This window comes from Paenibacillus nanensis (assembly GCF_003583765.1).
Lineage (GTDB): Bacteria > Bacillota > Bacilli > Paenibacillales > Paenibacillaceae > Pristimantibacillus > Pristimantibacillus nanensis.
This window is the reverse complement of the sequence record NZ_QXQA01000016.1, coordinates 116,273-138,635: the sequence shown is the minus strand read 5'-3', so window position 1 is coordinate 138,635 and position 22,363 is coordinate 116,273. Positions and strand designations below refer to the sequence as shown.

The window sequence follows — 22,363 nt, the reverse complement described above, 5'->3', positions numbered from 1 at the left end:
CGGTATCCACCTGTCCCCTACCTATTATTGCCGCAATCGGTCGATCTGCTCGTACTCCGACCGCAGTAGACCGTAATGCGTCACATCCTCGTAAACCTCCCATTTCAACAGATGCTGGCGGAACACGCCTTCATGCTTCATGCCCGACTTCTCCATGACCTTATAGGATGCCGGGTTCCGGGTAAGCGCGGCTGCATATAAGCGGTTGAGCTTCAGCTCGCGAAAAGCGAAATCCATGACTCCCTTCACGGCTTCCGTACAATAGCCATAACCCCAGTAGGGCTTGCCGATCCAATAGCCCAGCTCCGCATGGTTATGGTTCTTATTAATGTGCAGGCCGATAACGCCCATGAAAGCGCTCGATGCCGAGTCGAGGACAGCAAACGAATACCCGTCACCCTTTGCCGCCGCATCTTGCCTTAGTTGGATAAAAGAAGCGGCCGCCCCAGAAGGGTAAGGGTGCGGGATGCCGAGCGTCGTGCTCGCAATATCCTTCTCCTGCAGCAGGGTTTCCATCGCCTCCGCATCCCCCGGCTTAAGGAGCCGCAGGGTTAATCGCGACGTCTGCATCTTATTCATACGCATGCCTCCTTCGATCCCTGTAAACGCAAAAACTCCATTCCGCGCGGATGGAGTTCGTTCATGCTGTCTTTTGCAATGCAGGAAGTACAACTAGCGTAAAAGGCTAGGAAGTTTCTGTCAAGCCTCTGCTAGGAAAGGCAGAAAAAAAGGAGCAGCCCCTAGGATAAGCGGCTGCTCCTCTTGGCCGGGAGCATGATTTATACAGCTCCCTCGTACCGGTGATTTACTTCGCAACAATATAGCCTTCCGCTTTCAGAAGCTCGGCGATCAGTACGGCGCCGCCTGCAGCGCCGCGCAGCGTATTGTGCGAAAGTCCGACGAATTTGTAGTCGTACAGGGAATCCTCGCGCAGTCTGCCCGCGGATACGCCCATGCCGCCCTCGATGTCGCGGTCAAGCTTCGTTTGCGGTCTGTTATCTTCTTCGAAATACGTGATGAACTGCTTCGGCGCGCTAGGGAGTCCAAGCTCCTGCGGGCGTCCTTGGTAGTTTCTCCAGCGGTCGAGAATCTCTTCCTTCGAAGGTTTGTTCTCGAACGAGACGAATACGGTCGCCAAGTGGCCGTCCGTTACGGGAACGCGGATGCACTGCGTTGTAATATGCGGCGCGCTTGCTTTTACGATCGCCCCGTCTTCAACAGTGCCCCAGATCCGAAGCGGCTCCTGCTCGCTTTTCTCCTCTTCGCCGCCGATGTACGGAATGACGTTGTCCAGCATTTCCGGCCAGTCGGTGAAGTTTTTGCCCGCCCCGGAAATCGCTTGATACGTCGAAGCAACCACCGTCTTCGGTCCAAATTCCTTCAAAGCGTTCAGCATCGGCACATAGCTCTGAATCGAGCAGTTTGGTTTAACCGCAATAAAGCCGGTCGACGTGCCAAGACGTTGTCTTTGCGCCGCAATAACGTCAAGATGCTCCGGGTTGATTTCCGGAATCACCATCGGCACGTCAGGCGTCCAGCGATGGGCCGAGTTGTTGGACACGACTGGCGTTCCCGTCTTCGCGTACGCTTCTTCAAGCGCTTTGATCTCGTCTTTCTTCATATCCACCGCGCAGAAAATAAAATCGACGCCGGTCGCGACCTCTTCCACCTTCGAAGCGTCCTGAACGACAATCTGCTTCACGTCTTCCGGGATCGGCGTTTCCAGCTTCCATCTGCCTTGTACGGATTGCTCATACGTTTTCCCCGCGGAGCTTGCGCTCGCCGCGATCGCCGTTACTTTAAACCAAGGATGTCCATCCAGCAGCTGCACGAACCGCTGACCGACCATGCCTGTTCCCCCAACAATGCCAACTTTCAATTGTTCTGCCATTTTTCCAACTCTCCTCCTCAACATGGTAAGCCTTTATATTTAAGAATGTTTATGAGTACATAGTGGTGTCTTTATATTACATGACAACCGCGTGTCTATTGCAACAATAAAAAAATCCCACCCCCAAGACTTATTCAGTCTCAGGGACGAGATTCGTATCCTCGTGGTACCACCCAGATTCGCTCATATGTCGCCATATCAGCCTCTTCAAGTACGGCACGGCTCGCCATGCTTATACTCTAGCTCTGTAACAGGAGCTCCTGGCACACCACCCCCCGTTCCATTCGCGGACAGGTTCCGATGCGCTGCTCTGAGTCTTTTTTCAATAACGTCTTCTTTGCTCCTTTTCAGCGTCCGGAGCTCTCTGGGAAAGAATCCATTTATCTACTCGTCTCTTCATCGCATTTTACAATTGATTATTGGAACTATATTAACAAAAATCGCGCGGGAGGTAAACAGCATTTTAAAATTTTCCGCAGCCCTCCGCCTTGGGCCACATTTTCGCTCCTCTTTGTACGATTTTTCGTACAAAACTCCGCCGCTAGCCACACTTTCGCTCCTCTTTGTACGATTTTTCGTACAAAACTCCGCCGCTAGCCACACTTTCGCTCCTCTTTGTACGATTTTTCGTACAAAACTCCGCCGCCAGCCACACTTTCGCTCCTCTTTGTACGATATTTCGTACAAATCTGCACCTCGACATGCATTCTCGCTTCTTTATACGATTTATCGTACAAATCTCCGCCTCGACACTCACTCTCTCCCCATTTTGTACGATTTTTCGTACAAACCTTCGCCGCTAGCCACACTTTCGCTCCTCTTTGTACGATATTTCGTACAAAACTTCGCCGCCTGCCGCACTTTCGCTCCAATTTGTACGATTTTTCGTACAAAACTCCGCCGCCTGCCACACTTTCGCCCCATTTTGCACGATTTTTCGCACAAAACTCCCCCTCGACACGCATACTTGCTCCACTTTGAACGATTTTTCGTACAAATCTCCGCCTCGACATGCATTCTCGCTCCTTTGTACGATTTATCGCACAAAACCCCGCCACAACTCACACTTCCGCCCATTTTGCACGATTTTTCGTACAAATCTCCGCCGCTGGCCACTCTTTCGCTCCTCTTTGTACGATTTTTCGTACAAAACTCCGCCGCCAGCCACACTTTCGCTCAATTTTGTACGATTTTTCGCACAAAACTGCCTCTCGACACGCATACTCGCTCCACTTTGTACGATATTTCGTACAAATCTCCGCCTCGACATGCATTCTCGCTCCTTTGTACGATTTTTCGTACAAAACTCCGCCGCCAACCACACTTTCGCTCCTCTTTGTACGATTTTTCGTACAAAACTCCGCCGCTAGCCACACTTTCGCTCCTCTTTGTACGATTTTTCGTACAAAACTTCGCTTCGACACGCATACTCGCTCCACTTTGTACGATATTTCGTACAAAACTTCGCCGCCTGCCGCACTTTCGCTCCAATTTGTACGATTTTTCGTACAAAACTCCGCCGCTAGCCACACTTTCGCTCCACTTTGTACGATTTTTCGTACAAACCTCCACCGCCAGCCGTACAGCCGCACATCCCACAAAAAAATAAGACGCCTTACCGCGTCAAAAAAACGCGTATAAGCCGTCGTAAAAGTAACGATACTCGGCCTCCGATACCCGATGCCGCGTATACTCTTCGTAAAAGGCGCCGAGCAGCTCGGGGTCGTTCTGAAAGCGTCTGACCGCCAGCGATTCATCATAACGCGGATCGCCGACTGTCATCCCCGCCGCATCGATAAACAGATACACTTCGCCGTCCCATACAAGGACGTTATCCGAGGTGCAGTCCCCGTGAATCATCGTCTGCGGGACCGGCACAGGCTTGTTGCGAATAAGAGACTCCAGGAGAGCCCTATCCCCATCAGCCTCGCCTCGTTCCAAATACCCCTCCGCCCGCACCAGCTGATGCGCCAGCCAATCATCGCTCCGCTTTAATGACTCCGCCGGATGTCTCTCATGGAAACGATGAAGAAATCGACCGAAGCTTCGGATCAGCGTCTTCTTCTCTTCATGCGAAGCTTCCTTCAAAGCAGCCGTCAAGCTTACGCCCTTCTCGAAAGACATCAGCAAATGGCTGCCGTCCCCGTCCTCAAAAAAACCATAAAACCGGGGGAGCGGAATCCAATCCGCTTGCTCGTTCCGTCTTAACCGTTCCGCCTCTATCCGGAGCCATTCCCGATATCTTTGTTCTGAGGCGCTTTTGAGAAGATACACCCCGTCATCCGCAACAACCCGGCTCACTTCCGATGTGCATCCCTGCTCGGCCAACGCTTCGACCTCGTTCACGCGGCCAATGACTTGTTCAATCTGAGCCATAACCCCGCTCCGTCTCATAACAACTCCCCGCTCAGCTGGAACACGGCCACCTTCGGCCATTTCGCTTTCCAGTTCTTTTGCGTGATCCGTCTATTATAGACGCTTATAAGCTCCGGATGCTCTCGAAAGCTTGGCGTCGGCTTCACATGCATATGAAGCACATCTTCAATGCCGCATGGCGCGGTTAAAACAAGACGATTATTCGCATCAAGCGTGACGCCTAACGCCGTAACGGTTTCCGGAAATTTGGAGATCGCGTCGACCGAAGAAGTATACGGTGCAAAGTCGTTGATCTTATGCATCCTCGCTTCATTTTTTACCGACCACGGCACGTCAGGCGCGATCCGGCGAAGCTTCGCTTCCAAGTCTTTCTCAACCGACTCCTCCGTATTCGAAGCGTCGAAATAAACAACATCCACATCCGGCAGAGGCGTCCGCTCTGTGTATCCGTGCAAGGTATCCCAAATCTTCGTGCGCACGAAGCCCGCGCATACCCACCAATCGGGCAATTCAAGCGAGTTAGCCGTACGGATGATATCCATCATCCACCGGTCATCGCTTATGAGCCGGATTATATCCTCTTCGCAGGTCAGCTTCAGCATCGCAACCCCCTCCTATTCGCAGCCTTTTCAAAACCGCCCTCCCATTCTACCAAATTATACATGACGCGCAATATGCGAAGCATAAAAAAGGAGGCACGCTAAATGCGCTCCTCCTCCCCGCTCTTTATAGGCGCGATCCTCCGCTCGCATCGATGAGTTGTCCCGTCACCCACCTGCTGTCCGGCGAGGCAAGAAAAGCGGCGATATCCGCTATATCCTCCGGCTGCCCCCATCTCCCGAATATCGAAAAATCAGCGCCGAATTGGCGGCTTGCGGGATCCTCCAGCATACCGGCATTCATATCTGTCGCGACGAAGCCGGGCTGGATGGCGTTGATCGTAATACCGCGTGAACCAAGCTGATTCGCCAAAGCCAACGTAAGCGTATTAATGGCTCCCTTCGTCATGCTGTACGCAGGAATGGCCGGCAGCGATATTCGAGTAACGGCAGACGACAAGTTGATGATTCGCCCGTCCTCCCGTAGGCGCGGCAATGCCTGCTGAATCATAAAGAACGGGGCCTTCACATTGACGTTCATGATCCGGTCGAAGGCTTCCTCCGAAGTTTCTTCTATGGATGCGGTTAAACCGGCGCCCGCGTTGTTCACGAGAATATCGAACCGCGAGTTCCCAGTCCGTATCTTTAATTCTTCATCCAAGGTTTCATACAGAACCTGCACATCGTAAGATGAGGTAAGCTCAGCGCCAATCAAAAACGCCGACCCGCCCTCTTTCTCAATCCCGGCCACAACCTCTTTCGCCGCTTCTTTGTTTTTGCCGTAGTGCACAGCCACCAATGCCCCTTGCTCCGCCAAACGCCTAGCAATCGAGCGCCCGATTCCCCGACTTGCGCCGGTTACTAACGCGATTTTTCCTTTAAGCTTACTCATGCCATCATCTCCTCATCCGTTATAACGTCTTTTTCCTTCCCGAGACAGTTATAACACGAGAGGCATTTTGCAATGTTGCTCTCCCATTTCGACACCTATAAGACGGACACGGCCCATCCGATCCACCACGCGGCAGGAACCAATAAAAACTGGGCGAGCAGCGTGCCAAGCAGTCTGGACACCATCAGCAAGCCGAACATCTTATTCAGCGCCCGCAGCTCTCTTTCGCCTCTCGAGACCTTGTCCGTCATTAAGCCAATCTGAGGATCGATAAGCACTGTCAGCAAAATGGTCGCGATTCCGTTAATAAGCCCGGAAGCCTGCGACGCAGCCGTGGACGAACCTTCTGTTCCAGCGGAGGCTAACAACGCGGCCAATACGCCGATGGTGTAGATCGCTGTAACGACAACGTTCATCGCCACCAGTCTTTTAGGGATTCCTCCAATTGTCAGCCGGGAAAGCAGCTTGAGCTTAGGGACACGGAGATGGGCTTTCGCGTTTTTTAATTTCTGCAGAGAAACCGAGGCTCGAACCATTTGGGGAATCGAGCCGGCTTCCTCCAGATGCGAGATGACTCTGCAGGAGAGAAAAACAGCTGACGGAAACAAAACCATGGCAGCTAGCGTTCCAATTGTGGCGGCTGCAATGACGATTCGCATCTGGTCCACTAGCGGATAATCCGGATGGACTTTCGCGTAATCGACCATTTTCCCCATTAGAGGGGCTTGAATCATGTTGGAAGTCCGTGAGACGAGCGCAACTGCGCCCGTTAAGGACAAAGCGACGGCAAGCTTTCCCGCACGAGCCCCGGCTGCACGCAACGCGTACGTCAGCGTTTCGGCTACATGAATCGCAAAGGTAAGATATACGATGATCAGCATATCTATTTCGGCGGCAGCATCGCCATTAATGCGCCGCTGTTTTCCATGACTTTCTTTCTAACATACGGGTCGGTGCTCTCAGGCAATTGATCGAAACGGAAAAACTTGGCTTCCAGCACCTCGATGCCGTCCGGCTTCAGCTCTCCCTCATATTCCGTGCAAAGATAACCAATCACAACGTTGTAGTAGACGTGGCCGTTCCTAAGCCTTGTATATAATTCATTACCGGAAAAAACACCGTATAGAGTAAGCTTCTTCAGTCGAAGTCCGACCTCTTCCTTAATCTCGCGGATTGCGCTTTCCTCTACCGTTTCCCCTAATTCCATGTGTCCGCCCGGAACGCCCCATGTATCATGATCATGTCTGACAAGAAGAATTTCCCCTTTCGGATTTACGATGAGCACGCTCGGTCTGACAAGGATAACCGGATCGTTCCCGACCTTCTCCCGCAACGCCTCGATATAACCCATAAGACTGCCCCCTCTGCCTCATTTGATAAACCCAGTATAAGCCCGCCCATTTTTTTCAAAAACTGAAACATTGTTCGTAAAAGCTTCCTATTTTTCGCAGCATTGGAATTGACGCAGCAAGGGAATTGACGGAGCGCCGCCCGCTTGATAAAATTTTGTTCCACTCTTTGAGAAAGGCTATGATGAAATGAACGACGATTCGATTTATTTGCGGCGGCTTGACCTGACGGACGCGCCCGCTCTGCTGGCATTGCGCCTAAGAAACCGCGCGTTCCTTCAGCCGTTCGAGCCTGTCCGGGAGGAAGCGTATTTTACGCTGGAGACGCAAGAGAAGGAGATTGCTGCCGGCATACAAGGCGCCGAGAGCGACCAATCCTACATTTTCGGCATCTTCCTTCAAGAGAAGGACACGCTTATCGGCAGAATCGCCTTAACAGGCCTGGCGCGAGGCCCCTTCCAGAACGCCAACATGGGTTATTGCCTGGATCAGGCGCAGAATGGGAAAGGCTACATGACAAGGGCTGTCGTACAATGTGTGCAGTACGCGTTCGACGAGCTTGGCCTGCACCGGATACAAGCGGCCGTTATGCCGAGAAACAAGCCGTCCCTTCGAGTGCTGGCGAAAGCGGGATTTCGTCGCGAAGGACTGGCTGAAAAGTATTTGAACATTAACGGTGTATGGGAGGATCATGTGCTCTTCGCGCGGACGGCGGAGGACATCATGGAATAGCGGATTATGGTAGAATAGGATGTAGTTTTGTACTTCCTTTAGAGAGGGGATGTTGAATTTGGCTGATCGGAGTAGCGGAGTCAAAGCGTTCCGGCTAGACATGGACGCGAATGGACAGCCTTTTGTAATACATGCGGCGCTGCTTTGGGATGAGCAAGAGGCCATTCTAGTGGATACCGGAATTCCCGGACAGCTGGAGTTGATCCGTTCCAGACTGGAGGAGGAGTCCATCCCGTTCGAGCGTCTGACAAAAGTGATCATCACGCATCAGGACCGCGACCACATTGGCGGCCTTCCCGAGCTTCTGCAGGCGTCTGGAGACCGCTTAGAGGTGCTTGCCCACGAAACCGCCATCCCTTATATCACCGGCGAAACGCCGCTAATCAAAAGCAAAGCGCTCGCTCCTCCGCTTCCTGCAGCGGTAACACCGCTCCATGACGGCGAGCTGCTGCCTATCGCCGGCGGCATTCGGATCCTGCACACGCCTGGGCATACGCCGGATCATATTTCGTTGTACCATATGCCGAGCAAGACGTTGATTACAGGAGACGCATTAACGTCGCAAGAGGGCGTGCTGCAATCGTTTGATCCGAAATTTACGCTCGATACGGACTTGGCTATGCAATCCGTCGCTAAGTTTCTGGAGCTTGAAATCGACCGTGTCATTACCTATCATGGCGGTGTCTGCGACGATCAAATCAAAGAGCGGCTGCATGCCATCTTGGCTAATAAGACGTCAGTGTGACAAAAAAAGCAGCATGGGGAGGCCTATATAAACCTCTCCTATGCTGCTTATTGTTTAGCGCTTCTTTCCGCCTGGCGCGCGGTCTTTATATTCGTCGTCCTCATGTTCGTCATCCTCTTTCGAGCCTTTCTCCTGCTTCGACTCGAATTCCAATTTTGCGCCGTTTGAAAACTTCATTTCAACCTCCAAGGATTTATAAGAAGTATCCTGTAAATCAAGCGCCGCAAGCAATTGATCCGTCATTTCTTTAGCCGATAGCTCTGGCGTCAGCTTGGCTGCTTCTAGAATACCCTCGAGCTCTTGCGCGGCTTCTTCACCGGTAAGCTTCTCTTTCTTCCCATTCGTCTTCACTTCAATCTTTGCTTTTGTTTCGCCTTTTTTATTCTCGTATTCCATTTTCAAACCGTTATCCTTATCAAGATCAAGCTCCAGCTTCCATTCGATAAGTCCGGCGTTCGCCCCGTTCGCTTCTTCTTCGTTGATAAGACTTGCGTTTAAAACGATGTCCGCTTCAGCCGTTAGCGATACCAAATCGCCGACCACGAGCTCGGAAGCAGGTATAAATTCATCCTCATATGTAATCGGCAGCTCGGCTGAAATCTTAAAAGCTAAGGAGTCGCCATTGAAGCTTTTAACAGTAATCGAGCCAAGTGCAGGCGCGTCCGCAGCCTCTTGTTCCGTCTCAAACGAGATCGCTGTCACTTCTCCAGAAACCGTAATAGCCCCTGCTTGCTCCAGTAAGTTATCATTCGTGCGGACAAGCAGCGAAGCCAGCTCCGCGCGGGTTACGTTGCGGTTCGGTTTAAAGGTTTCATCCGGATAACCGGTAATGATTCCTTCTTCAACCGCGACATTCACGTATCCGATCGAACCGGCTGGAATAGCCGATACATCTTTGAACTCGGGAACGGACGTCATGAGCGCAAGCGCCTCTTCCTCAAGTCCAAGCGCCTTGACCAGCAAGGCGGACACCCACACACGGCTCGCCGGCTTCTGAGGATCGAGCTTTGTATCCGATGTATCAAAAAGTCCATGCTCCAACGCTGTTGCTATGTAACCTTTTGCCCATTTGAATTTCTTGTCGATGGCAGCCGCATCTGTAAATGCAAGCTTTATATCCCCCGATTTCGCTTTCGCTTCATCCTCCAGGCCCATCAGACGGACGGCAGCCACCACTGCCTCTACCCGGCTAACCGGCTTGTTGGGGCGGAAATTGCCATCCTCATATCCGGATAAAATGGCCTGGGATTTCATAAGTCCGATCGCTTGAACCGCCCAGCTGGCTTCGTCCGCATCGCCAAATTTAAGCTCAAGCGTTTCTCTCTCTTCTTCGATTTCAGCCGCGGGTTCCGTAACCGCTTCAGCATCACCCTTTGCTTCTTGTCCAGTATCGACAGGCGCAGAAACCGTCTCCGGCAGCTCCTCCGCATAGCCGGTCCCAGCCAGCAGCAGCACTATCATGGAACAGATCAGCAGCGAACTCCAAATACGCGTTTTTTTCATTTTCATAAAGCCTCCTCATGATGTACAAACTACGTCTATAAATGACGCGAAATAATGCCCTCTTTTATAAATTGCTGAATGGACTGGATGGGTATGCCGGTCATACGGTGAACCTCGAGCAACGTTGGACGGGCATGCGTCTTCAAATACTGCTTCACGCGGTAGATGTCGTCCTTCTGCGCTTCCATACACTTTTCACAAAAAAAGGAACGCCGGTTCACCATCATTTCGCCGCATTTCGTACAATTGGTTAAACTCAACTTTCGGATTTCCTCCTGTCTGCAGTTTCCGAAGCAAACGCAAAAAAGAGAGCTCGTCCATTGCAAATAGACAAGCTCTCCGCTATAGAAGCTTCTATCGGCAACTGGCTGGCATAGTAAAGAATCATTCAGTACTTTAGCCCCTATAGTTTTGCGTCATTACCTTTCAGTAATTTTGCCTTTTTCGGTTTTGTAAAACTTTTTACCTATACACTAATTCGTATTATACATGATTCGACCATCTTTGCTACAGATATTTCGCAAATTATTGCAGGCCTTCATATAACGCCTTCAGCAGCGCTCCGCTGCTGGTATCATGCGTAAGCGACCAGGCCATGACGCCCGCAAGGCCTTGCTCCTTCGCGTATGCAGCCTTATAGCCGATCGATTCCGGATCGTCGTAGCTGATAAAGGTTGTGCCATTGAATAAATAAGGGACTTTGGACGCAGAATGGAAATATCTCGTATAGCCCTTATTCAAATATAACGAAGCAATTTTCCCGTACGTGACGGACCCGCCTCCGGTAAAGCTTTGGTACAAGCCGCCGCGGCCCGTCCCCTGTACATTCTGGTACTGGTAGCCATAGAAGGGCACGCCCATAACCAGCTTGCTAGCAGGCACTCCTTCGGACAAATACAGACGGATCGAATCATCTACGCTCCAATCCCAGGAAAAAGCGCTGTCCGGATCGCGGTAGAGCGGCGCGTTCAAACCGGTCATGGAATCCCATGTCCCGCGGATGTCATAGCTCATGACGTTAACGAAATCGACGTATTCCTGGAGCTTGGACAGCTCGACATTTCTTGTGTAGGACGAAGTGCTTGCGCCGGCGATGCTAAGCAGATACGTCTTGCCATCCTTCTGCGACTGGGCGTCCAGCTTCTCTCGCAGCTTCTGCATCAGCAGCGTAAAGTTTTGTTTATCGGCCGGACGCTTCGCGTTGCCGGCCATCCCGCCGGATACCGGATATTCCCAATCGATATCAATGCCGTCGAAGCCGTATTTGGTCAGGAAAGCGACGGCGCTGTCCGCAAATGCGCCACGGGAAGCATCCGTGAGGGCCACATCAGAGAACTTGCTTGACCAGGACCAGCCGCCTACCGAAATGAACGTCCGAAGATGCGGATAACGCTGCTTCAGCTTTTTCAGTTGATTAAAGTTCCCATAGAAAGCGTCTGCCGGCGATTCGTTCCCGAAGCGTCTCTCCACATCAGCGTGAGGATCGCCAAGCTCAATCTTCAGATCGCTGCCAATATTAGCGAAAGCGTAATTGATATGCGTCAGCTTCGAGCCGTCAAGCTCAGATATTTCATGGCCGCTGTAAGCAGACCAGCTCGGATAGTAGCCGATGACCGCTTTCGACAGATTCGGCAAAGTCTTAATCGTGACGGGCGCGCTAGACGGCGATTGGTTGCCTGCTTGGTCAACAGCCCTTACTTTAAAGCTGTATTCCGTCTCCGGCTTTAACCCGGCAACCTTATAAACGGCCGTCTCCGATGTGCCGACTTTACTCTCGCCGCTGAAGATTTCATAGCGGCTGACGCCACGGTCATCCTTGGATGCTTTCCATGCTAAAGTAACCGTCTTATCCGATGTGTCCTTAACCGTCAGCTTGGCCGGCGCGATCGGCGCTCTCCGGTCTTGCGGCGCGGCCTGCGCTTGATTGGCGCCTATCGAAAAAAGCAGAATGAAGTGAAGGGCGAAGAATAAAAAAAATAGAAGAAAGCTCGGAGCACTCTTGAAAGACGATGGCATGCTGTTCCTCCCCGAAAAAGATCAATACATTCTCCCATTCTACTAAGTCCGTTTTCCCGCGTCTATGAACCTCGTATAGTAACCTAATGGAAGAGAAGCCTTTAGTTGGAGAGCTTGGTATATGCGGCGCGCTTGCTAGATTCCCAATTGCCCTACCCTTCCAAATTTGCTATCATAATTAGGTCATTTTGACTATTGCATCTTAGAGAGAAAGAAACGACAAAGTGAACGCCCGCATTGAGAACACGGGCGAGTTCGAGTCGTTCGATTATAGGCGGCAGTTGAATATCGCCACACAATTAACCGGCTTTACTTCGTGCAAGAGGGCTGTTCGGCGGGGCCAAGCTTTGTCCAGGGGGCAACAACGAAGGTTTTAACTATTTGCCGATTGAAGAAGGAGCGGCGCCTGCGGAGCTGATCGATTATGAACTTCCGATATAAGGGGCGCTTTTGACGCCAATGAATACATTTTCAAGTTGAAATAATGATTTCTATTTCAAGAAGGGATGAATGGTTAGCACCGATTATCCCTTTTTATACAGTTTCAGGTTATATCTCCCATTTTTTAATCATTTCTCATCGAAAGTCTTCATGATACAATACCTCTAATAACAGCATCTATCGTTCCTTCTAGGAAGGTGAGGCATGAAGTATAAAGGCAGAATCGCAACCATTAGTTTGACCATGACCGTACATACCGCATATATCCTCTATTATTTTCAAAGGGATGGAACAGTCGATTGGGCGGATTGGCTTGGCTATCCGCTGTTTATTACGGTTTCCTATTGGGCAGGCAAGCAATATGATAGAGCTGTCTACTATTCCGAAAAAGATTCGATGACCAACTTGTATAACCGCCGGTTCGTCATCAATGCTTTCGACAAAATCACCTCGCTCGCAAGCCGCACCAACAGCCATATCTTTGCGCTGGTTATCGATTGCGATAATTTTAAAGAAATCAACGATCGTTATAACCATCACGTAGGCGACAAAGTTTTAAGCGAAATCAGCCACATTCTCCTAACCAACACCCGAAAGGTCGACATTGTCGCGAGATGGGGCGGCGATGAATTCCTGGTGCTGGGCCAGTATAAAGATCGAGCTGGCATCGATGCCATCATCACGCGCATTACCAAGCAAATCTCCCTTCTTTCGGACGAGCTAGGGTTCCACGTATCGCTCTCTATCGGTTCCGCCATTTATTCCGCTACTCAACATCATGACTTATCCAGTTTGGTTAAAACAGCCGACGAGAACATGTACAAATCCAAAATGGACAAAAAACAAGCAGCCCTCCATAAGTCCGATTCCAATTGATTCGTTTCTTTCATCAAAAAAGGTACAGTCCCTCTTACACCGGGGACTGTACCTTTTTCGGTCTTACATAATAACAAAAATATAAAACAGAGCAGCAAGCACGAAGCGGTAAAACGCGAACCATTCGAGGCGAAGCCGCTTGATCAAATTCAGGAACGTCACAACTGCGATCATTGCCACTACGAACGCGGCGATAAAACCGATCAGGAACAGCACCAGATCATCCGCCGTAAGCAGGTTCCGGCTGTCGTACAAGTCCAGCACCGTCGCGCCAAGCATAACCGGGACGGAAATCATAAACGTAAAATCGGCAGCCGCCTTCTGGCTTGTTCCGAGCAGCAATCCGCCGGAAATGGTCGAGCCCGACCGGGAGAAGCCCGGCCACAGCGCCAAGCATTGGAACAAACCGATGCCGAGCGCCTGCTTATACGTAATATCGTCCGTCTCCTCGGCGGTCACTTTCCGCTTCGTCCTTGCGGCCACGATCATTAAGACGCCGCCGACAACGAGGCCGATTACAACGGCAGCCGATTCGAATAACACATCTTTAATAATGTCATTGAAGAGCAGATACACGATTAAAGCCGGAATCATGGCCAACACCATATGTACGGCGTTTAGTTTCTTTTTCTCCCTGAAGTTTAAGGACACGAGCCCCTTCAAAATATCCATATACCTCTTCCAATAGAGGATTAGGACGGCCATAACGGCCCCGAGCTGAATCACGATTTTGAATGTGGTCGCCGCATCGCCTTCAAATCCCAGCAGATCGCCGGCCAAAATCAGGTGACCTGTCGATGAAACGGGTAAAAATTCTGTCAGTCCTTCAATTATGCCCAATATAATGGCGTTAATAAAATCCTGCAATGCAATACCGCCTTTCTGTACCAACCAATCTCAAAATAAACTATGCCGCAACTCGTCCATCTATGCTAGTGTAGTCCAAACCAGGGGATAGAATCAATCGAATCCGATGACAATAAGGTTACAATGTTGAAAGGTTAGGCGCTCCATAAACGGGATTTCCTGTCGTTCATCATCGGTCTCCCATGGCAAGCTGTTCTCTCTGCCCTAACATTATCGCAAAAAATAAAGCAGGCAGTCCGGGGAAAATATCCCCGAACCGCCTGCCTATCCATTATGACTCTTGCATTCCCGTATAAATGAGGATGGCGTCCCGCAGAAACGCCGCCGTCCCCGGCTGCTTCTCGTCGTAATACGCGGTAAACCGCTCATCGTCGACGTACATCCGGGCGAGACCCGCATGCGCCTCCTTGCTGTACTCGTTCCAATGGAACATTAGCCAGCGCTTGTGCAGATCGGCCGCTTTTTGAGCCAGCTCGCCGGACGGGTCGCCCTGCTTGAACGCCTCCGCCAGCGTGGAAGTCAGCTCTTCGTTCAGACGCGTAACCTCCTCATGCTGCTCCTGCGTCATGTTCATCAGTTTGGCGTTCGACTTGTCGACCGTCTCATCGCCGTATTTCTCGCGAACCTCTTTTCCGTACTTCTTCTCATTATCTTCGATCAGCTGCTTTTTGAAGCCTTCAAATTTTTGCGCATCCGACATTGTCATTCTCCCTTCATGTAAAGCAATCGTGTTCTCCACATTTCGAATGAGGAGCTCGAGCTGCTTTTTTCTGTCCAGGAGCTGTTCGCGATGGGTTTGCAGCGCCTGAAGCCCGTCGAACGCGGGGTCGGTCATAATGCTCTTAATCTGATCCAGACTGAAGCCCAGCTCCCGGTAAAACATAATTTGCTGCAGCCTGTCGACCTCCGGTTGACCGTATATGCGATACCCCGACGAGTTGATTCTGGCCGGCTTCAGAATCCCGATCTCATCGTAAAACCGCAATGTCCTCGTGCTGATCCCCGCCAAGCGGCCCAGCTTTTGCACTGTATATTCCATGCGTCTCCCTCCTGACAGCTTAAAGGTACACCTTGACGTAACGTGAAGGTCAAGAAGTTTTTTTTGCCGCATTGAGCAATCGATAAGAAATAACGTTCTTGCCGCTATGTTACATTAAACGCAAGCCAATTCAAAACTAGAATGAGAAAGGATGTTGGACGATGGGAACATTAAAGCCTTATCTGATGTCGGAGGACGCAAGAGCGCAGGCGGAGTTCTATACGAAGGCTCTAGGAGGCGAAATCGTATCCATTATTACGCATGAGCAGGCGATGGGCGCGCAGAATGATTACAAGCATAAAGTGATGCATCTATGCTTGTCCGTACCGGGAGGCAGCCATATTTTCATGGCTGACGCAATTGAGCCTCTCCAGCACGGGACCGGCGTATATCTCTCCCTCGAGTTCCAGTCCGAAAATGAGGCGCGCACAGCATTCGCTAATCTAGCGGAAGGCGGCCAGGTGAAATATCCTTTTGAGTTTCAGCCGTTCGGCCTTTTTCTTGGCGAGCTGCGGGATAAGTTCGGCGTGCTTTGGATGATTACGTCAGAGCAGAAACCGGAGTAACACTCCATTCCTTATAGAAAACAAAACTCCCATCCGGCATGGGTGGGAGTTTTGCGTGTGGCATATTTCGAGAAAGGGATTTCCAATGCTTCTCCGCGAGTAAGCTCAAGCGGTACCAAATCCGTCGTAACCGCGCCGTCCATATTGAACTTTTTTCCGTCCGTTAACGTAAAGACGACCTTCGCGCTGCTCGAGCCCCAAATCGTGATGCTCTCCTCTTCTCCTATATACGTAAGCGAAGCGGACAAAACGATCGGCTCATCCGCCTTAAACATCGTTTGATCGATATGCAGCTTCAACTCGAATAGATCGTCTCTATGCGTCAGCTTCGGACTGGCCAGCTTCTCCGAGATTGCCGGGGGCACGGTGGATAACAGCTTATCGTTATTGCCGGCCGCGCCGGATCCGCATGCGCATAGAAGAAGGAACAGCGCTCCTGCCGCAACTACTGACGGTCTCCTAAACGGGTTCATAGTCATCCCCCTACGGTCTGTTTCCCTAATAGACGTTCGAAGGGAGAGAAGGTTGCTCTTGACTAGCTGCTAAGGAATAACAGTTTGGATTCTCCCGGCTCCAGATGGACCGCAAATTCCGGCGCGCCGTCATCAAGCGCCGATTCTTCCCCTGTCCATAAGTCGCGGACGGACTGCGCCTTCGCAAGGCCAAGCCTGGAGAATGCGATGGTTTTCGTCTTTGCGGAGGAGACGCTGAAATTAAAGACGGCGATATATAGGCCACCGTCACCCTCCAGCGCGAACAGGTCCTCGCCGCCGGTGCCGCTTCCGCCTTCGACAGGACGGAACGATTCGCCCCGCCGGGCAAGCGACATGACGGTGTCGTTCGTCATCCAGGCCTTCGCGCGCCTTGCCGCTTCCTCCATCCGGTAATCGTCGCCGAGCAGCAGCGACGTGCCTGCGATAACGCCCGCGTTCAGGCGGCTGCGTCCCTCGTGCTCGGTCGTGGCCCTCTGGTTGTCGCTTTTGTAGAGCACGACATGATCCGGATCGTTGAACCGGTATAGATTGCCGCTGATCCACCATCCGTACGTTACCGCGTTCAGCATGTACTCGGTGTCGTCAATCGTGCCGAACGCGTCGCAGGAGATGCGCCGGCTGTGCGCGTAGCCGTGCGGGAACAGCGGCGCGATCGACAGATTGATCAGGAACGGGCGGCCGAGCCGTTCCGGACGAAGCGCCTCCGCGATCGCGGCCATTCCGCGGTTGTACGCCTGAATCCCCGTACGGACGGACGGATCGAAATGCTGTCCCTCCATGGCGCCGTGCGCCAGGAAGTCCATCTTCAAATAATCGAAGCCCGACGCTGCGACATCGTCCAGCTTGCGCATAATACGCGCGATCGCCTCCGGATGGGAAGGATCGATCGGGAACGCGCCGTCCAGCTTCGGCAGCGGCCGGCCCGCCGCGTCCTTCAGCAGAATGTCCCGGTAAAGCACCTTGCCGTCCGTCCCTTCGATCGGGGTATCCGGGTTGCTTCCCCAAAACGCGAAAGGCGTATAATACGTGCCCGGCTTCTGGCCGTTCGCCTTCACCCGCGCGACCGCGTCCTTCAGCTGCTCCACCGTCAAATTGTCCGAGAACGCGTCGAAATTGACGTATAAGCTGCCCTCCTCATCGGCAAAGCCGTTCCCCTGCAGTTCAGCCGCAAAAAAATCCGACGTATGCGTATACACCTCGTAATTCAGCTTGGCCATGACTGCCGACCAGCTGTTCCAGCCCATCGGGACCCCTCCGGGCCAAGGAAGCGCCGGCTGAATCAGGGCGTTAGCCTGCCCGTACGCCTCCATGCCATCCCGGTAGTCCTCGTATGCCCCGACGAAAATAACCGGAGAAGCAATTGCCTTCCCCTTAAGCGTGCCATGCGGCATGGTATCGCGCGTCTGCAGATCGGCCGCGCCCGCCGCGACGCGAAGCCGGCCGACCGCTTCGCGGAACGTCCCTTCCACTTCGATGGCGGTCTTCCACGTATCGTGCGTCACCGATCCGATCACGAAGCCGCGGCGCGATTCCGTCCGGTACACCGCCGTCACCTCGTAGCTGCGCACGCTGCCCGGGTTCGGATGGGAGCCGAAGCGCACCCATTTGTCATTGTCGTAAGGGATGAACAGCGACCGAATCTCTTCTTTGGAGCCGTCGCCGAAATCGAAGACGGCGCCGTCGTTCAAATAGGCGGCGAGCGGCGTCAGCTCGTTCGTCTCCCATTCCGTATCATGCGCCGCTTCCAGCTCGACGAGCGCGTATGGCTGCCCTTCGTATAGACGGATTCGCTGCTTCAGGTCCGGTCTTCCCGCAAGCCCCTTATGCTCGAACACAAATACGATTCCCGCTCCGAACGGGTCCCGGATCGCCGCCGCCGACGCTTCGGACACGCCATGCGCGGGATAGCAGCTAGTCCTTAGCACTTCGAAGCCGAACCGCGCCTCCGCGTACAGACCGTTCATTGCTTGGCCATCCTTCCATACGAAGTCCAGCGTTCCTTCCGCCAGGTTCGCCGTCACCCTTATGAAACCATTATCTGCCGAGAACGTTCCCTCCCCGCTCTCCAGCTTGATTGCTCCCCTCATCGTCGCCATGAACCCTCTCTCCCTTTTCTGCAGTGTAAAATGCCTGTTCAGAGAGAAAGGCCAGCAATGCTGGCCTTCCCCGGTCCCCCTCTCGTTGACCCTATGAAGCTATGCCCTCATCCTATTGCCACAGCTCTTTGCGCGCGTTGTAGTTTTCGGTGTAGATCTTCTCGACCTTCTCGTCGCCCGCGGCTTTCATATCGGCCAGCATTTTATCGAAGAGCGCGCTTGCCTCCTCCGCGGTAGGAGCCATAATCGCTTTCGTGATTGCCTGCTTCGTAATATCGCTGATCTTCTGCTCGCTGAGCGCCTCCGGCGTTCCGCCTGCCGGCCCAAGTCCGTCATAGATGGCGGTGTCGAAGACGGAGTCGGACAAGTTTTTGATCGCCATCTGGTCGATCGGCGAGCGTTCGTAACGGCCCGGCAGGTCGTACGGCGTGCCGTCTGCGCCCGGCCCGTTCTTGATGAACCACGTCCACTTGCGGATGCCCGTTTGCTTCGTGTAGTTCGTCCAGTCGTCCTTGAAGCCCTGCAGCACCTCCGGACGCGGCACGTGCTTGCCGTCCTTCATATCCCAGTGCGTGCCTTCGATGCCCCACATGAGCAGATACTGGCCTTCTTCGCTTGCTAGGAAGTTAATGAACTGCATCGTACGCTCCGGATCTTTGTTCTTCTTCGTAATGGCAATCGCGTCCCAGCCAAGCGAGCTGCGTCCGCCATATGTTGTCTTCGACGGATCGACGCCGTCGGCGACGACCTTGTAGGCGAACAGCTGCGACTCTTCGCCGCGGTCTTTTTTCAATATCGTGTTGGAGTTGCCGAGGTCCCAATAGGCGCCGGTCGAAGCGAAGATGGTGCCGGTCGCGATTTTTTGCTCCCAGATTTGGCGTTTATTGATCGCCCATTCCGTATCCATGAGGCCGGAGCGGAACAGGTCGTTCATGTACAGGATCATCTCTTTGTACTTCGGATCCTTCACATCGTACTGCAGGACGCCGTCATGCTCGTAGTAGTTCTTCAGCCCGAACATGCCTTTGAACGTCCCCATCGTGCCGCCGAAATTTTCGCCGTCCATCGTCAGCGCGATCGTATCTTTGCCGTCGATTTGCGGATATTTCGCTTTGAAATCCATCAGCAGCTGCTTGAATTCGGATTGCGTGAACGGAACGCCGCCCTCCGCTTTATCCGGCGCCAGCTCCTTCAGAATATCCTTGCGCATATTGAAGCCGAACACCGGCTCGTGCTCAAGTCCGTACCAGTTGGAGAGATAGTAGTTTTTGCCGTCCCGATGACGCGTTTTGTTCAGCACATCGCCGTACATCGTCTGGACGTCGGGTCCGTGTTCGGCAATCAGATCGTCCAGCGGAATGATGGAGCCCGCTTCGATATACTTCGTCACCAAGTCGCTCGAACGGTCGAACATAATCATGTCCGGCAGGTCGTCGCTTGCCAGCATCAGGTTCAGCTTCTCGGTCGGGTTGCCCGTCGGCTGCTGAATTTCGATCGTAACGCCGGTCCGCTTCGTAATTTCCTGCGCTACAGCGTTGTCGAATTTGTCTCCCGTATTTTTATCGAAAAACGTAATCGTGATCGGCTCCGTGCCCGGAGCCTGCCCCTCTCCTTCCGCGCCGCCGTTCGTCTGTCCGCCGCTGTTGGCAGAATCGTTCCCGCCGTTGTTGCCGGACGAACAAGCGGATAATAAGGACAGCAGCATAATGACCGAAAGCAGAAGCGTAAACCATTTTTTCGCTTGCATACGTAATCCCCCTCTAATCGTTATGTTCATGCTAATATGGCAGCCCCGCGCGATCAACCTTAACTTTTGACCGCGCCGAGCGTCATCCCTTTCACGAAATACCTCTGCAGGAACGGGTACACCATGATGATCGGCAGCGTCGCCACCATCGTCGCCGCCATCCGGATCGTGTCCGGGGAAACGGCCAAACGCTTCGCGGAGTTCGCCATTTGCTGCGCTTCGCTGACCATGGAGCCCGTCTGGTATTGGTTCAATATTTTCACCAGCACCGCCTGCAGCGTCTTCAGCTCCGGCTTATACGTGAACACATACGAATCGAACCAAGAGTTCCAGTGGCCGATCGCCGTGAACAAGCCGATGGTGGCAAGCACAGGCGTCGTAAGCGGCAGAATGATGCGGAAGAAAATGTGCATGTAATTCGCGCCGTCCATCTTCGCCGATTCGTCCAGCTCCTGCGGCAAGCCTTGAATGAACGTTCGGACGATAATCATGTAGAACACGTTCATGAGGCCGGGCACGACGAACACCATAAAGTTATCGATCAGGTTGTAGCTTTTGAGCACCATGTAGTACGGGATAAGCCCCCCGCCGAAATACATTGTGAAGACGAAATACAGCGTCCAGAATCGTCCCGCTACCAGTTCCTTCTTGCTGAGCGAATACGCCAGCATGCTGATCGTAAGCACCGCAAGCGGCGTGCCGATAATGGTCCGAAGCACCGTCACCCGAATCGCCGTCCATATCTCGCTGTCGCTCAATATTTGCGCGTAGCTCGCGAGACTGAACTCCCGCGGCCATAAGTAAAGATTTCCTCGCAGCGTGTCCTCCGCGCTGTTAAGCGAGATGATGAAGACGTTCCAGAACGGGTAGAACGTAATGATGAATACCGCAACGATGAACGCGTACACGAAGGTCATAAAGAGAACATCTTTTTTGTCTCGTACCATTCGGCTTCCCCTCTTCCCTTCCGCTAGAATAGCGATTGTTCTTCCATCCGCTTGGCCATCTGGTTCACCGTAATGACGAGGATGAACGCGACAGCCGATTTGAATAGGCCGACAGCTGCGCCATATGAGAACATCCCGTTCTGCAGGCCGTATTTGTACGTGTACGTATCGATGACTTCGGCATATTCCATCACCGTGTTGTTTTGGAGCAAATATTGCTGGTCGAAGCCCGCGTTCAAAATGCCGCCGACCGCGAGAATGGCAAGAATAATGATGGTCGGCTTGATCGAAGGCAGCGTAATATGCAGCATCTGCTTCAGCCGGCTCGCTCCATCCACCTTCGCCACCTCATACAGCTCGGGATTGATTGCGGATATTGCGGCCAAATACATGATCGCGTTAAAGCCCATGTCCTTCCACGCGTTCCCGAGCGCGATGATCCACCAGAACAGCGGCCCCTTCTGCATGAACGCGATCGGCTCGTCGACGATGCCAAGGCCCGTCAAGATGTTGTTGATGACGCCGCCCGAAGAAAGCATCGTAATGATGATGTTCGCTGCTATAACCCACGAAATGAAATGCGGCATGTAAGAAACCGTTTGGAACGTCCGCTTAAACCAGCCGTTGCGCATTTCATTAATCATCAGCGCCAGGATGATCGGCAGCGGGAAACCGAACAGCAGCGAGAGAAAGCTCTGGGCGAGCGTATTGCGCATGATCCGGACGAAGTCGCCATTCGTGAAGAAATATTCGAACCACTGCAGCCCCACGAACTCCGTCGTGAAGAATTGCCGGAAGAACGCTCCGCCTCCCGGCGAATAATTGATGAACGCCATGTACAAGCCGAACATCGGCACGTAGGAGAACAGCAAGGTGGCGGCGATAGCGGGAAGCATCAGCACGTACAGCAGCCTTTGCTCCTTCAGCCTCACCATCAGGCCGGCTTTCGATGCGCGAATGGCCGGATGCCCGCTTGCCCCGGGCTGCGCTTTCGGTCTTATGATCATCGTGTGCCCCCCTATGGATGAACTCTAGCTTGCCTTGCTCGTGTTCTCATTATAGGCCTGCGGAACCCCCCTCGATATATCCGAAATTACCGATTCATAATCGAAATGAACACACTTCCAAACCCTGCATTGTTGAATAACGGCATTGCCGTTAAACTTAAAAGAAAACGCTTTAATTCT

At 52.6% G+C, this 22,363-nt stretch carries 21 protein-coding genes, 1 riboswitch and 1 other annotated feature; of the genes, 4 read left to right on the top strand and 17 right to left on the bottom strand.

What is annotated here, in order from left to right:
• Positions 1-24: 24 nt before the first annotated feature.
• The 7 genes from D3P08_RS21645 to D3P08_RS21600 all read right to left on the bottom strand — a co-directional run bounded on the left by D3P08_RS21645 (position 25) and on the right by D3P08_RS21600 (position 7,109).
• Positions 25-579 (bottom strand): GNAT family N-acetyltransferase, encoded by a 555-nt coding sequence (locus tag D3P08_RS21645; protein WP_240647694.1) that lies wholly within the window; start codon positions 577-579, stop codon positions 25-27.
• A gap of 226 nt (positions 580-805) precedes the next feature.
• The gene (gene asd, locus D3P08_RS21640; RefSeq protein WP_119602206.1) at positions 806-1,891 is read right to left on the bottom strand and encodes an aspartate-semialdehyde dehydrogenase; all 1,086 of its coding nucleotides are present in this window, start codon (positions 1,889-1,891) and stop codon (positions 806-808) included.
• A gap of 139 nt (positions 1,892-2,030) precedes the next feature.
• Positions 2,031-2,300, bottom strand: a binding site (T-box leader).
• 1,214 nt (positions 2,301-3,514) lie between these two features.
• Positions 3,515-4,267 (bottom strand): phosphotransferase family protein, encoded by a 753-nt coding sequence (locus D3P08_RS21620; protein ID WP_240647693.1) that lies wholly within the window; start codon positions 4,265-4,267, stop codon positions 3,515-3,517.
• 14 nt (positions 4,268-4,281) lie between these two features.
• A complete protein-coding gene (locus tag D3P08_RS21615; RefSeq protein WP_119602201.1) occupies positions 4,282-4,869 on the bottom strand; it encodes a nucleotidyltransferase family protein in 588 nt (195 codons plus the stop codon).
• 124 nt (positions 4,870-4,993) lie between these two features.
• Positions 4,994-5,758 carry an SDR family oxidoreductase gene (locus D3P08_RS21610; protein WP_119602200.1) on the bottom strand — a complete coding sequence of 255 codons (765 nt, stop codon included), beginning with the start codon at positions 5,756-5,758 and terminating at the stop codon, positions 4,994-4,996.
• A gap of 95 nt (positions 5,759-5,853) precedes the next feature.
• Positions 5,854-6,639, bottom strand: a complete 786-nt coding sequence (locus D3P08_RS21605; protein WP_119602199.1) for a lipid II flippase Amj family protein — start codon at positions 6,637-6,639, stop codon at positions 5,854-5,856.
• 2 nt (positions 6,640-6,641) lie between these two features.
• Positions 6,642-7,109, bottom strand: coding sequence for an NUDIX hydrolase (locus tag D3P08_RS21600; RefSeq protein WP_119602198.1), 468 nt, complete (start codon positions 7,107-7,109; stop codon positions 6,642-6,644).
• A gap of 187 nt (positions 7,110-7,296) precedes the next feature.
• Between D3P08_RS21600 and D3P08_RS21595 the strand changes: the two genes are divergently transcribed.
• The gene (locus tag D3P08_RS21595) at positions 7,297-7,839 is read left to right on the top strand and encodes a GNAT family N-acetyltransferase (protein ID WP_119602197.1); all 543 of its coding nucleotides are present in this window, start codon (positions 7,297-7,299) and stop codon (positions 7,837-7,839) included.
• A gap of 58 nt (positions 7,840-7,897) precedes the next feature.
• On the top strand, positions 7,898-8,584 hold the full coding sequence (locus tag D3P08_RS21590) for an MBL fold metallo-hydrolase (RefSeq protein WP_338068735.1): 687 nt from the start codon (positions 7,898-7,900) through the stop codon (positions 8,582-8,584).
• A 54-nt stretch (positions 8,585-8,638) separates the two neighbouring features.
• Here D3P08_RS21590 and D3P08_RS21585 read toward each other — a convergent pair whose 3' ends face one another.
• The 3 genes from D3P08_RS21585 to D3P08_RS21575 all read right to left on the bottom strand — a co-directional run bounded on the left by D3P08_RS21585 (position 8,639) and on the right by D3P08_RS21575 (position 12,103).
• Positions 8,639-10,087 carry an S-layer homology domain-containing protein gene (locus tag D3P08_RS21585; protein ID WP_162848564.1) on the bottom strand — a complete coding sequence of 483 codons (1,449 nt, stop codon included), beginning with the start codon at positions 10,085-10,087 and terminating at the stop codon, positions 8,639-8,641.
• A gap of 35 nt (positions 10,088-10,122) precedes the next feature.
• Entirely contained in the window at positions 10,123-10,347 is a 225-nt protein-coding gene (locus D3P08_RS21580; RefSeq protein WP_119602194.1) for a hypothetical protein, read from the bottom strand.
• Between the two features lie 96 nt (positions 10,348-10,443).
• Positions 10,444-10,537: riboswitch (cyclic di-GMP riboswitch) on the bottom strand.
• Positions 10,538-10,612: 75 nt separating this feature from the next.
• Positions 10,613-12,103 carry a glycosyl hydrolase family 18 protein gene (locus D3P08_RS21575; RefSeq protein WP_119602193.1) on the bottom strand — a complete coding sequence of 497 codons (1,491 nt, stop codon included), beginning with the start codon at positions 12,101-12,103 and terminating at the stop codon, positions 10,613-10,615.
• A 645-nt stretch (positions 12,104-12,748) separates the two neighbouring features.
• Between D3P08_RS21575 and D3P08_RS21570 the strand changes: the two genes are divergently transcribed.
• Positions 12,749-13,420, top strand: a complete 672-nt coding sequence (locus D3P08_RS21570) for a GGDEF domain-containing protein (RefSeq protein WP_119602192.1) — start codon at positions 12,749-12,751, stop codon at positions 13,418-13,420.
• Between the two features lie 63 nt (positions 13,421-13,483).
• Here the strand turns inward: D3P08_RS21570 and D3P08_RS21565 are convergent, their stop codons facing one another.
• Positions 13,484-14,287: an undecaprenyl-diphosphate phosphatase gene (locus D3P08_RS21565; RefSeq protein WP_119602191.1), complete on the bottom strand. Its 804-nt coding sequence runs from the start codon at positions 14,285-14,287 to the stop codon at positions 13,484-13,486.
• A 271-nt stretch (positions 14,288-14,558) separates the two neighbouring features.
• Positions 14,559-15,326: a MerR family transcriptional regulator gene (locus D3P08_RS21560; RefSeq protein WP_119602190.1), complete on the bottom strand. Its 768-nt coding sequence runs from the start codon at positions 15,324-15,326 to the stop codon at positions 14,559-14,561.
• A gap of 161 nt (positions 15,327-15,487) precedes the next feature.
• Here D3P08_RS21560 and D3P08_RS21555 point away from each other — a divergent pair, with 161 nt between their 5' ends.
• Positions 15,488-15,892 (top strand): VOC family protein, encoded by a 405-nt coding sequence (locus D3P08_RS21555; RefSeq protein WP_119602189.1) that lies wholly within the window; start codon positions 15,488-15,490, stop codon positions 15,890-15,892.
• A gap of 11 nt (positions 15,893-15,903) precedes the next feature.
• Here D3P08_RS21555 and D3P08_RS21550 read toward each other — a convergent pair whose 3' ends face one another.
• The 5 genes from D3P08_RS21550 to D3P08_RS21530 form a co-directional block, all read right to left on the bottom strand.
• Entirely contained in the window at positions 15,904-16,365 is a 462-nt protein-coding gene (locus D3P08_RS21550) for a hypothetical protein (protein ID WP_119602188.1), read from the bottom strand.
• A gap of 62 nt (positions 16,366-16,427) precedes the next feature.
• A complete protein-coding gene (locus tag D3P08_RS21545) occupies positions 16,428-18,482 on the bottom strand; it encodes an alpha-galactosidase (protein WP_119602187.1) in 2,055 nt (684 codons plus the stop codon).
• 112 nt (positions 18,483-18,594) lie between these two features.
• Positions 18,595-20,229 carry an ABC transporter substrate-binding protein gene (locus D3P08_RS21540; protein WP_119602186.1) on the bottom strand — a complete coding sequence of 545 codons (1,635 nt, stop codon included), beginning with the start codon at positions 20,227-20,229 and terminating at the stop codon, positions 18,595-18,597.
• Between the two features lie 59 nt (positions 20,230-20,288).
• Positions 20,289-21,176: a carbohydrate ABC transporter permease gene (locus D3P08_RS21535; RefSeq protein ID WP_119602185.1), complete on the bottom strand. Its 888-nt coding sequence runs from the start codon at positions 21,174-21,176 to the stop codon at positions 20,289-20,291.
• A 23-nt stretch (positions 21,177-21,199) separates the two neighbouring features.
• Entirely contained in the window at positions 21,200-22,183 is a 984-nt protein-coding gene (locus tag D3P08_RS21530; protein WP_119602184.1) for an ABC transporter permease, read from the bottom strand.
• Positions 22,184-22,363 lie beyond the last annotated feature (180 nt).

Coding starts and splice junctions, on each gene's coding strand:
- D3P08_RS21560 (WP_119602190.1), bottom strand. CDS start 15,326: ATGGAATATACAGTGCAAAAGCTGGGCCGCTTGGCGGGGATCAGCACG.
- D3P08_RS21585 (WP_162848564.1), bottom strand. CDS start 10,087: ATGAAAAAAACGCGTATTTGGAGTTCGCTGCTGATCTGTTCCATGATA.
- D3P08_RS21645 (WP_240647694.1), bottom strand. CDS start 579: ATGAATAAGATGCAGACGTCGCGATTAACCCTGCGGCTCCTTAAGCCG.
- D3P08_RS21595 (WP_119602197.1), top strand. CDS start 7,297: ATGAACGACGATTCGATTTATTTGCGGCGGCTTGACCTGACGGACGCG.
- D3P08_RS21530 (WP_119602184.1), bottom strand. CDS start 22,183: ATGATCATAAGACCGAAAGCGCAGCCCGGGGCAAGCGGGCATCCGGCC.
- D3P08_RS21605 (WP_119602199.1), bottom strand. CDS start 6,639: ATGCTGATCATCGTATATCTTACCTTTGCGATTCATGTAGCCGAAACG.
- D3P08_RS21610 (WP_119602200.1), bottom strand. CDS start 5,758: ATGAGTAAGCTTAAAGGAAAAATCGCGTTAGTAACCGGCGCAAGTCGG.
- D3P08_RS21540 (WP_119602186.1), bottom strand. CDS start 20,229: ATGCAAGCGAAAAAATGGTTTACGCTTCTGCTTTCGGTCATTATGCTG.
- D3P08_RS21570 (WP_119602192.1), top strand. CDS start 12,749: ATGAAGTATAAAGGCAGAATCGCAACCATTAGTTTGACCATGACCGTA.
- D3P08_RS21535 (WP_119602185.1), bottom strand. CDS start 21,176: ATGGTACGAGACAAAAAAGATGTTCTCTTTATGACCTTCGTGTACGCG.
- D3P08_RS21545 (WP_119602187.1), bottom strand. CDS start 18,482: ATGGCGACGATGAGGGGAGCAATCAAGCTGGAGAGCGGGGAGGGAACG.
- asd (WP_119602206.1), bottom strand. CDS start 1,891: ATGGCAGAACAATTGAAAGTTGGCATTGTTGGGGGAACAGGCATGGTC.
- D3P08_RS21620 (WP_240647693.1), bottom strand. CDS start 4,267: ATGGCTCAGATTGAACAAGTCATTGGCCGCGTGAACGAGGTCGAAGCG.
- D3P08_RS21555 (WP_119602189.1), top strand. CDS start 15,488: ATGGGAACATTAAAGCCTTATCTGATGTCGGAGGACGCAAGAGCGCAG.
- D3P08_RS21550 (WP_119602188.1), bottom strand. CDS start 16,365: ATGAACCCGTTTAGGAGACCGTCAGTAGTTGCGGCAGGAGCGCTGTTC.
- D3P08_RS21600 (WP_119602198.1), bottom strand. CDS start 7,109: ATGGGTTATATCGAGGCGTTGCGGGAGAAGGTCGGGAACGATCCGGTT.
- D3P08_RS21575 (WP_119602193.1), bottom strand. CDS start 12,103: ATGCCATCGTCTTTCAAGAGTGCTCCGAGCTTTCTTCTATTTTTTTTA.
- D3P08_RS21615 (WP_119602201.1), bottom strand. CDS start 4,869: ATGCTGAAGCTGACCTGCGAAGAGGATATAATCCGGCTCATAAGCGAT.